This is a genomic window from Protofrankia sp. CiP1_Cm_nod3, assembly GCF_982290655.1.
In genome coordinates, this window is sequence record NZ_CEVIVD010000002.1 from 52871 (window position 1) to 62858 (window position 9988).

A 9988-nucleotide genomic window follows, 5' to 3' on the forward strand; every position below is an offset into this window, starting at 1 on the left:
GGGTGCGGCCTGGAAGGGTGCGGCCCGGAAGGGTGCGGCCCGGGCGGAGCCGGCCCGGGCGGAGCCGGCCTGGAAGAGGGTGGCCTGGATGAAACCAGCCCGGTCAGGGACGACCGGGGCGAGGAGAGAGCGGACGCGGGCGGCCGGGGCGCGGACGCACCGGCACAGGGCAGCCTGGGCCGGGACGGGCCGTACCAGGATGATCCCGGTCAGCGCGGCCCGGGACGCGACGCCGCTGGGCACCAGGCCGGCCCGGAGCGGGGAAGCACACCGACGCCGGGACCAGGGTCGCCTTCAGCCACCAGCGGCGCGGTCGGACAAGCGGACGGGTTCTTCTCCACCGGCAGAATCCTGGCCGGCAGCGTCCTGCTCGGCGTCCTGATCGCCCTGGCCGACCTGGCGAGCGCGTGGGTGATCGTGGCGCTACCGCTGACGGCGATCACCATGGTGGCCTACAACAACGCGATCAAGAAGATGCTGGCCGTGGACGACGCGCGGATCCGTCCCGCGGAGAACGAGCCACCGACGCCCGAAACGTCGCCATACTGAAACTGAAAGCGCGCATTCCAGCACTCACCGGATATGGACTCGTCAGATGTGTTCTGTGCCGACGCCGATGCGCAAGCTCCCGGGCTGTCGTCGGGACGCTGACGAAACCTGTGGGACGTCGGGCGGACGGACGTCCCACAGGCGGGCGCCGCCGTCCGCCGCCCGGGGAGCAGCCGGACCCGGGTCGGGAAAACGGCAGGTGGACGGCGTACGAGCGGACGCGCGGGCGTCAGGCCTTGGTCAGCGAGGCGTACCGGGTGGCCAGCGCCGACTTCTTGTTGGCGGCCTGGTTCGAGTGAATGACGCCCTTGCTGACGGCCTTGTCCAGCTTGCGCGACGCGACGCGCAGCTCCTGGCCGGCACGCTCCTGATCGCCGGCCTCCACGGCTTCCCGGAAGCGGCGGATGAGCGTCTTCAGCTCGGACTTCACGGCCTTGTTGCGCAGCCGTCGCTTCTCGTTGGTGAGGTTGCGCTTGATCTGCGACTTGATGTTGGCCACGCGAAAGAACCCCTGGTCGTCGAATTGGCAGGAAAGTCGGGTCGGTATGAAATTCGGTGTGAACGGCGGTCGAGCCCCGGCGTCGGACCAGGACCGGCCTGTTCGTGACTGGCCCGACGGCAACCGGCCGGTACACGGATGGTACCGGGGAAGCCGTAGGGCCCGGGAAACATCGGTAACCTTACCAACTTACCCGCGAACGGTGTCGGAGGGCGTGCCGGCGGTGCCCGCCGGCCGGGCGGGCCGCGGCGCCCGGCCGCGCCGCCCGACCGTTGCGTCCGGTGGCCGTCGCGGCTGGTGGGCGCCGGTCCGGTGGGCGCTGGGATGGCCGTCAGCTGTGGCCATCGGCGTCCGACGCGGTGAGTCTGATGTGCTAGCCAGGGTTCGCGCCAGGCTCGGGCCAGGCTCGCGTCGGGCCCGTGCCGAGCCCTGGTGCGCCGGTGCCTGCTGCGCCGAGCCTCCTGGTATGCCGAGCCTCCTGGTATGCCGAGCCTTGCGTGTCAGGGCCTGGCACGATGACACAGTCCATCCCGACGAAACGAGAAGACTCCGCGTGCCCCCAGCCTCCGACCCCCGTCGTATCAACCAGGCATCGGTCGACCAGGCGTCGATCCGCAACTTCTGCATCATCGCTCACATCGACCACGGCAAGTCGACGCTCGCCGACCGGATGCTTGGTGTCACCGGTGTCGTCGAGGCCCGTAACATGCGTGCCCAGTACCTGGACAAGATGGACATCGAGCGTGAGCGTGGCATAACGATCAAGGCGCAGAGCGTCCGGCTGCCGTGGCAGGCCGACGACGGCCGCGACTACGTCCTGCATCTGATCGACACTCCTGGCCATGTCGACTTTACCTATGAGGTGAGCCGGTCGCTCGCGGCCTGTGAGGGCGCGGTGCTGCTCGTCGACGCGGCGCAGGGTATCGAGGCGCAGACGTTGGCCAATCTCTATCTGGCGCTCGAGAACGACCTGCAGATCATCCCGGTCCTCAACAAGATCGACCTGCCGGCCGCGCAGCCGGCGAAGTACGCCGCCGAGCTGGCGCAGATCATCGGCTGCGACCCCGCCGACGTGCTGCTGGTGTCGGGCAAGACCGGCCAGGGCGTGCCCGAGCTGCTCAACGAGATCGTCCGGCGGGTCCCCGCGCCCATGGGTGACCCGGACGCCCCCGCGCGGGCCATGATCTTCGACAGCGTCTACGACACCTACCGGGGTGTGATCACGTATGTGCGGGTGGTCGACGGCCGGCTGACCGCCCGGGACCGCTGCCTGATGATGTCGACGCGGGCGAGCCACGAGACCCTCGAGGTCGGGGTGATCTCGCCGGAGGCGATCCCGCGGGAGGGGCTGTCCGCCGGGGAGGTCGGCTACCTCATCCCGGGGGTCAAGGACGTCCGGCAGGCCCGGGTCGGCGACACCGTGACCTCGGCGGCCCGTCCGGCCCAGGCGCCGCTGGCCGGTTACCGTGACCCGCGCCCGATGGTCTACAGCGGCCTGTACCCGATCGACGGCAGTGAGTATCCGGCCCTGCGGGAGGCCCTGGACAAGCTGCAGCTCAACGACGCCGCGCTGACCTACGAGCCCGAGACGTCCGCGGCGCTGGGCTTCGGGTTCCGCTGCGGCTTCCTCGGGCTGCTCCACCTGGAGATCGTCCGGGAGCGCCTGGAACGGGAGTTCAACCTCACGCTTATCTCCACCGCGCCGAACGTGGTCTACCGGGTGGTCATGGAGGACGGCGGCGAGACGATTGTCACCAACCCGAGCGACTGGCCGGCGGGCAAGATCTTCGAGGTCCACGAGCCCGTCGTGGACGCCATGGTGCTGCTGCCGTCCGACTTCGTCGGCCAGGTCATGGAGCTCTGCCAGGGCCGGCGCGGCACGCTGGGCGGGATGGACTACCTGTCGACCGACCGGGTCGAGCTGAAGTACCGGCTCCCGCTCGGGGAGATCATCTTTGACTTCTTCGACGCGCTGAAGTCGAAGACCCGGGGGTACGCCAGCCTCGACTACGAGCCGGCCGGCGAGCAGGTGGCCGACCTGGTCAAGGTCGACATCCTGCTGCAGGGGGAGGCTGTCGACGCGTTCTCCGCGATCGTCCACAAGGACAAGGCGTACGGCTACGGGGTCGCGATGACCTCCCGGCTGCGGGAGCTGATCCCGCGTCAGCAGTTCGAGGTACCGATCCAGGCCGCGATCGGCAGCCGGATCATCGCCCGGGAGAACATCCGCGCCATCCGCAAGGACGTCCTGGCCAAGTGCTACGGCGGTGACATCACCCGCAAGCGCAAGCTGCTGGAGCGGCAGAAGGAAGGAAAGAAGAAGATGAAGACCATCGGCCGCGTCGAGGTCCCGCAGGAGGCATTCATCGCGGCGCTGTCCACGGACGTGTCCAAGAACGGGAAATAAGTCTGCCGTCCGTGGCTGGGCGGTGACTCCGGCCGCCCTCCGGGCGCCGGTGCGGCCGTGCTCCCCCCGGCCTCGCGGGATTCCTCCCGGAGCCGGCGGCCAGGCGGGCCGGTCCGGGAGGCCCGGGCTTCCTGAGCTGTCCGTGTTGCCTGTCCGGGCTGCTCAGGGGGTTCGTGCGGACGAAGGGGGCAGTCGGATGGGTTCGGTGGCGGGTTCGTCATGGCTGGCGGGGCCGGCCGATCCGGCCAGGGTGCCGGATCGGTACTCCGTCGCGTGAGGGGGAAGAAGATCCTCGATGTTGTCGAGGACACCGCGCACGGCGTCGTCATTCATGCGATTTATTTTTCCGGACGCGGGACCACGAGCTCACGACGCTTCACCTATATTGACCAGTCGATTATCAATGTCAGGTCAACGTCGCCACCGGCCGTGGCCGCGGTGGGGTTCCGGGCGTATTCGGCGGCCGTATTGGGCGGTTAAATCCGACAGATCCGATAACTGAATATAAAGATCATAATATAAAGATCATGGAGTGGCTGCGGCCCGGGGCGCCCCGCTCACGGGCCGCGCGGCCCGGGGCGCCCCGTGAGCGGGCCGTACGGCCGTCGAACGGCAGGCGGGCGCTGGAGGCGGGCACGTGTTGGAGGCGGGCACGGTGTCGTGAGTCGGGCACACTATGGTCATGCCGCACATCTCGACGGCCGGCCCGGCCCTCGGTCAGCCCGGCGCAGCCGGCCCCGGCGAGCCGGGCCGCCCGGCACACCCGGCACACCCGGGAGGCCCGCCGGGCCCGCGGGGCACGGGCTCCCCAGCCGCCGGGGGCGGCCTCCAGAGCTGGGACGGTGTGCTCCCGGCGCGGGCCACGGACACCCTCGGCAGCCGCCCGTTCGGGGTCTACGTGCACGTCCCGTACTGTGCGGCCCGCTGCGGCTACTGCGACTTCAACACCTACACCGCGACCGAGCTCGGGCCGGGGGCCGCGATCGCCACGTTCGTGGCGACGCTGGCGGCCGAGTTCCGCCTGGCCCGGGCCGTTCTCGGCCCGGCCGACGTCGCGGTGTCGACGGTCTTCGTCGGCGGCGGGACGCCGACCCTGCTGCCCGCCGAGGACCTCGCGCTGCTGCTCCGGATGATCGACACGGAGTTCGGTCTCGCCGCCGGCGCCGAGGTGACCACGGAGGCGAACCCCGAGTCGGTGGATGCCGCCGCGCTGGAGCGGCTGGCCGCCGCCGGGTACACGCGGATCTCGTTCGGGATGCAGAGCGCCCGCCCACACGTGCTCGCCGCGCTCGACCGCCGGCACACCCCCGGGCGCGTCCCGGACGTGGTCGGCTGGGCGCGCAAGGCCGGCTTCGCCCACATCAACCTCGACCTGATCTACGGCACCCCCGGTGAGTCCGCCCGGGACTGGCAGGAGAGCCTGGACGCGGTGGTCGCGCTCGAGCCCGACCATGTCAGCGCGTACGCGCTGACCGTCGAGGACGGCACCCGGCTGGCCCGGCGGATCCGGCGCGGCGAGCTGCTCCCGCCCGACGACGATCTCATGGCGGACCGCTACCGGCAGGCCGAGGAGGCCCTGACCGCGGCCGGCCTGGGCTGGTACGAGATCAGCAACTGGGCGCGCGGGCCCGCCGCCCGCAGCCGGCACAACCTCGGCTACTGGCGGGGCGCGGACTGGTGGGGCTTCGGGCCGGGGGCGCACAGCCACGTCGGGGGCGTCCGCTGGTGGAACGTGCGCCATCCGGCCTCCTACAGCGCGCGACTCGCCGCGGGCACGAGTCCCGCGGCGGCCCACGAGGAGCTGGACGACGCCGCCGCGCGCATGGAGCGGGTCATGCTCGAGGTGCGCCTGGCCGAGGGCCTCGCCGTCGGGGAGCTCACTCCCCCGGGGCGCTCCCAGGCCGCCCGGCTCGCCGCGGACGGGCTGGTGGATCCCCCGGCGCTGGCGGCGGGACGCGTCCTGCTGACCCTGCGCGGCAGGCTGCTCGCCGACACCGTCATCCACGCTCTGCTGCCGGACTAGCCGCGACCGGCCGCAGCCGTCACCGGAAACACGCGTGGGGTTCCCGGTGGCGGTGACACATTTGTCCGTCTCGCCTGGTCGCCAGGACAGCTACAATTGGCACTCGCGGCAATCGAGTGCCAGAGCGTCCCGCCAGCGGGTTTCCGGCCTCGGCGGCTTCGTGTGGTCGTCGCTGACCTCGCCCGGCGGCTTCAGCGTGGCAAAGGGGTGATACGGCGTGCTGGAGGAACGGCGGTTGGACGTACTTCGCGCCATCGTCGAGGAGTTCGTGCTCAGCAACGAACCCGTGGGCTCCAAGCTGCTGGCCGAGCGCCACCAGCTCGGGGTGTCTCCTGCCACTGTCCGTAATGACATGTCCGCACTTGAGGAAGAAGGCTACATCACCCAGCCGCACACCAGCGCCGGCCGGATTCCCACGGACAAAGGCTACCGCCTCTTCGTCGACCGGCTGTCAGGGGTCAAACCGCTGTCCCGGGCCGAGCGGCGGGCCATCCAGAGCTTCCTGGAGGGCGCGATCGACCTCGACGACGTGGTCCGGCGGTCGGTCCGGCTGCTCGCCCAGCTGACCCGCCAGGTCGCGGTCGTGCAGTACCCGTCGCTGTCGTGCAGCAGCGTCCGGCACATCGAGATCGTGACAATCACGCCGGTGCGCCTGCTGCTCGTACTGATCACCGATACCGGGCGGGTCGAGCAGCGGGTCGTCGAGATACCCGAGCCGGTGGACGACCCGACCGTCAGCGAGCTGCGCACCGTGCTCAACGCGGCGCTGAACGGGCGTCGGCTGGCGGACGCGCCCGAGGCGGTCGCCAACCTGCCGGACGAGGCCCGGCCGGGGCTGCGTCCACACCTGAACACGCTGATCACGGTCGTGATGGAGGCGCTGGTCGACAAGCCGGAGGAGCGGATCGCTCTGGCGGGTACCGCCAACCTGACGCGTTCCGCCATCGACTTTGCCGATACGCTGCGTCCGCTTCTGGAAGCTCTGGAGGAGCAGGTCGTTCTGTTGAAACTGATCGGCGAGGTACGGGACCTCGATACCGTCACGGTCCGTATTGGCCATGAAAACAACGTGGATGCGTTGCGTTCCACATCGGTGGTTGCGACGGGGTACGGTCGCGGGGCGTCCGCGTTGGGTGGCCTGGGAGTGGTCGGTCCAAGGCGGATGGACTATCCAGGAACCATGGCGGCCGTCCAGGCCGTCGCCAAGTATGTGGGTGATCTCTTGGGTGCCGACTGATGGCCACCGACTACTACGAGGTGCTCGGCGTACGCCGGGACGCCTCGAACGACGAGCTCAAACGGGCCTACCGCAAGCTCGCCCGCGAGCTGCATCCCGACGTCAACCCCGACCCGGAGGCGCAGGCCCGCTTCAAGGCCGTGACCGCGGCCTACGAGGTCCTCTCCGACCCGGAGAAGCGCCAGATCGTCGATCTCGGCGGGGATCCGCTGGCGCCCGGCGGGGGAGCCGGCGGGTCGTCGTTCGGAGCCGGCTTCGGCGGCCTCGGCGACATCATGGACGCCTTCTTCGGTGGCGGTGCCAGCCGCGGGCCGCGTTCGCGGGTGCGCCGGGGCAACGACGCCCTGCTCCGTCTCGAGCTCGACCTCTCCGAGACCGCCTTCGGCACGACCCGGGACATCACCGTGGACACCGCCGTGGTGTGCGGTACCTGCTCCGGGGACGGCGCGGCGCCGGGCAGCCATCCGGTGACCTGCCCGGTCTGCCACGGGCGCGGGGAGATCCAGCAGGTCACCCGCTCCTTCCTCGGCCAGATGGTCACCTCCAGGCCGTGCACCCGCTGCGGCGCCACCGGGACGGTGATCGAGCACCCGTGCCGGGAGTGCGGCGGCGACGGCCGGGTCCGCAAGCGGCGCAGCCTCACCGTCAAGATCCCTTCCGGGGTCGAGGACGGGATGCGCATCCGGCTGTCCGGCGAGGGCGAGGTCGGCCCGGGCGGTGGCCCCAACGGCGACCTCTACGTCGAGGTCCAGGAGCGCCCCCATCCGGTGTTCACCCGGGAGGGCGACGACCTGCACTGCGAGCTGCGCGTCCCGATGACCGCCGCCGCGCTCGGCAGCACCTGCACGCTGGACACGCTCGACGGCAGCGAGACCATCACGGTCAAGCCCGGCACCCAGCCCGGCCACGTGATCACCATGAGCGGCCGGGGTATCCCGCACCTGCGTTCGGTCGGACGCGGCCACCTGCACATCCACGTCGTGGTCGAGACCCCGACCAGGATCGACGCCGAGCAGGAGCGGCTGCTGCGCGAACTGGCGAAGCTGCGGGACGAGGAGCAGCCGGCGGTCATCTCCGGCGGCAACGGCTCCGCCGACGGCCAGGGCTTCTTCTCCCGGCTGCGCGGCTCCCGTGGCACCCGGTAAGCGTGACCGTCGGTGACCCCCGAAGGGCGGCCTGACCGCTGACCGCACCCCTGTTCCACCAGGTACCGGTGCCGGACACCGCCGAGCTGACGTTGGCCGGCGCCGAGGGCAGGCATGCGGCGACGGTACGGCGGCTGCGTCCCGGCGAACGGCTGGATGTCACCGACGGGAGTGGCGTTGTCGCCGAGTGTACGGTCGTGCGCTGCCGGCGGGACGAGCTCGACTGCGCGGTGGGGCGCCGGGTCGTGCACCCGGCGCGGCTGCCCCGGCTCGTGGTGCTCCAGGCGCTGGCCAAGGGCGACCGCGGTGAGCTCGCGGTCGAGCTCATGACCGAGGTGGGGGTCGACGAGATCGTCCCCTGGGCGGCCTCCCGCTCGGTCGTGCGCTGGGCGGGGGAGCGGGGCGCCCGCGCTCACGAGCGCTGGTCGGCGACGGCCCGCGAGGCGGCGAAGCAGTCGCGGCGGGTGTTCTGGCCGCGGGTCGCCGCGCTCGCCGACACCGGCGCCGCCGCCGCCCGGCTCGCCGCGGCCGAACTCGCCGTGGTCCTGCACGAGGAGGCCGCCGAACCGCTGGCCCGGATACTCGCCGCGGCGACGACGACCAGCACGGCAGTGACCAGCACGGCAGTGACCAGCACGGCAGTGGCTGGCGCGGCAGCGGTCACCCCGGCAGTGGCCACGGCCGCCATGACGGCCACGGCGGCCATCGCCGGGCCGGCCAGTGCCCGGGCGGCGGCCGCGTCGCCCGGCGGACCGGCGGGTGCCCGGGCGGCGGAGATCGTCGTGGTGGTGGGCCCGGAAGGCGGGCTCACCGACGTCGAACTGGAGGTGTTCGCCGCGGCCGGGGGGCGGCCGTCCCGGCTCGGTCCCACCGTGCTGCGGACGTCGACCGCCGGCGTGGTCGCCGCCGCGGTCGTCCTCTCCCACACGTCCCGATGGGAGCGTTAGATCATGTACCCGGTGTGCCCGCGGCCGGTGTCCCGCCGGCCTTCGTTGTGCCTGTCGTGCCGGCTGTTGTGCTGGTACGGCCAGTGCGACGACCGGCCCGGCAGCCGGCCCGGGAGGTCCGACCGGCCTGAGGATCGCTACACTGAAGGACCGTACTGACTCATGTCGTTCGAGAGGTCCCGTGGCCGGCGCCGGCCGCAACCCATGACCGATTCCACCTCCCAGTCCGACCAGCGGACCGTCACGCGCATCGTCGTCCCCGGTGCGCACAGCATGGTGAGCCTGCTCGGCCACCAGGACGAGCTGTTGCGTGTCGTCGAACAGGCGTTATCGTCCGACGTCCACGTCCGGGGCAATGAGATCACCATCACCGGCCCGCCGGAGGAGAACGCGCTGGCGGCCAGGCTCTTCGCCGAGCTGATCGCCGTGCTGGAGTCCGGGGCCGAGCTCACCCCCGCCCACGTGGACCACTCGCTGTCGATGCTGCGCAGCGGCAGCGAGGAACGCCCGGCCGAGGTGCTCACCCTCAACATCCTCTCCAGCCGGGGCCGGACGATCCGGCCGAAGACGCTCAACCAGAAGCGTTATGTGGACGCGATCGACGCCCACACCATCGTGTTCGGCATCGGCCCGGCCGGTACCGGCAAGACGTACCTGGCCATGGCCAAGGCCGTGCAGGCGCTGCAGTCCAAGCAGGTCAACCGGATCATTCTGACCCGCCCGGCGGTCGAGGCGGGGGAGCGGCTCGGCTTCCTGCCCGGCACCCTCTACGACAAGATCGACCCGTACCTGCGCCCGCTGTACGACGCCCTGCACGACATGGTCGACCCGGACTCGATCCCGCGGCTGATCCAGAGCGGCACCATCGAGGTCGCGCCGCTGGCGTACATGCGCGGGCGGACCCTCAACGACGCGTTCATCATCCTGGACGAGGCGCAGAACACCTCCGTCGAGCAGATGAAGATGTTCCTCACCCGTCTCGGCTTCGGCTCCAAGATCGTTGTGACCGGGGATGTCACGCAGGTGGACCTGCCCAGTGGCACCCGCAGTGGCCTGCGGGTGGTCCGGGAGATCCTCGACGGGCTCGACGACGTCCACTTCGCGCTCCTGACCAGCACGGACGTGGTGCGCCACCGGCTGGTCAGCGAGATCGTCGACGCCTACGCCCGGTGGGACGCGGC

The 9988-nt window shown here is 71.0% G+C and carries 7 protein-coding genes and 1 pseudogene; 7 read left to right on the forward strand and 1 reads right to left on the reverse strand.

From position 1 onward, the window contains the following. Positions 1–549: pseudogene (locus AC5LUJ_RS01140) on the forward strand (hypothetical protein); the annotation flags it as partial. 229 nt (positions 550–778) lie between these two features. On the opposite strand, the gene rpsT reads toward AC5LUJ_RS01140, so the two are convergent. Then, positions 779–1048: a 30S ribosomal protein S20 gene (gene rpsT, locus AC5LUJ_RS01145; protein WP_250283987.1), complete on the reverse strand. Its 270-nt coding sequence runs from the start codon at positions 1046–1048 to the stop codon at positions 779–781. Between the two features lie 553 nt (positions 1049–1601). Between rpsT and lepA the strand changes: the two genes are divergently transcribed. The 6 genes from lepA to AC5LUJ_RS01175 all read left to right on the forward strand — a co-directional run. After that, entirely contained in the window at positions 1602–3455 is a 1854-nt protein-coding gene (lepA, locus tag AC5LUJ_RS01150) for a translation elongation factor 4 (protein ID WP_250290608.1), read from the forward strand. Between the two features lie 844 nt (positions 3456–4299). Then, positions 4300–5478, forward strand: coding sequence for a radical SAM family heme chaperone HemW (hemW, locus tag AC5LUJ_RS01155; RefSeq protein ID WP_493464330.1), 1179 nt, complete (start codon positions 4300–4302; stop codon positions 5476–5478). A gap of 217 nt (positions 5479–5695) precedes the next feature. Further along, positions 5696–6715: a heat-inducible transcriptional repressor HrcA gene (gene hrcA / locus AC5LUJ_RS01160; protein WP_250286553.1), complete on the forward strand. Its 1020-nt coding sequence runs from the start codon at positions 5696–5698 to the stop codon at positions 6713–6715. Then, positions 6715–7860, forward strand: coding sequence for a molecular chaperone DnaJ (gene dnaJ / locus AC5LUJ_RS01165; protein ID WP_250286556.1), 1146 nt, complete (start codon positions 6715–6717; stop codon positions 7858–7860). Before hrcA ends, dnaJ begins: the two co-directional genes overlap by 1 nt. A gap of 68 nt (positions 7861–7928) precedes the next feature. After that, the gene (locus tag AC5LUJ_RS01170; RefSeq protein ID WP_493464331.1) at positions 7929–8807 is read left to right on the forward strand and encodes a 16S rRNA (uracil(1498)-N(3))-methyltransferase; all 879 of its coding nucleotides are present in this window, start codon (positions 7929–7931) and stop codon (positions 8805–8807) included. A 204-nt stretch (positions 8808–9011) separates the two neighbouring features. After that, positions 9012–9988, forward strand: a 977-nt coding sequence (locus AC5LUJ_RS01175) for a PhoH family protein (protein ID WP_493464332.1), incomplete at its 3' end; no start/stop codon positions are given.

Excerpts from the sequence above, each read along its gene's own strand:
- dnaJ (WP_250286556.1), top strand. The coding sequence starts at position 6,715 with ATGGCCACCGACTACTACGAGGTGCTCGGCGTACGCCGGGACGCCTCG.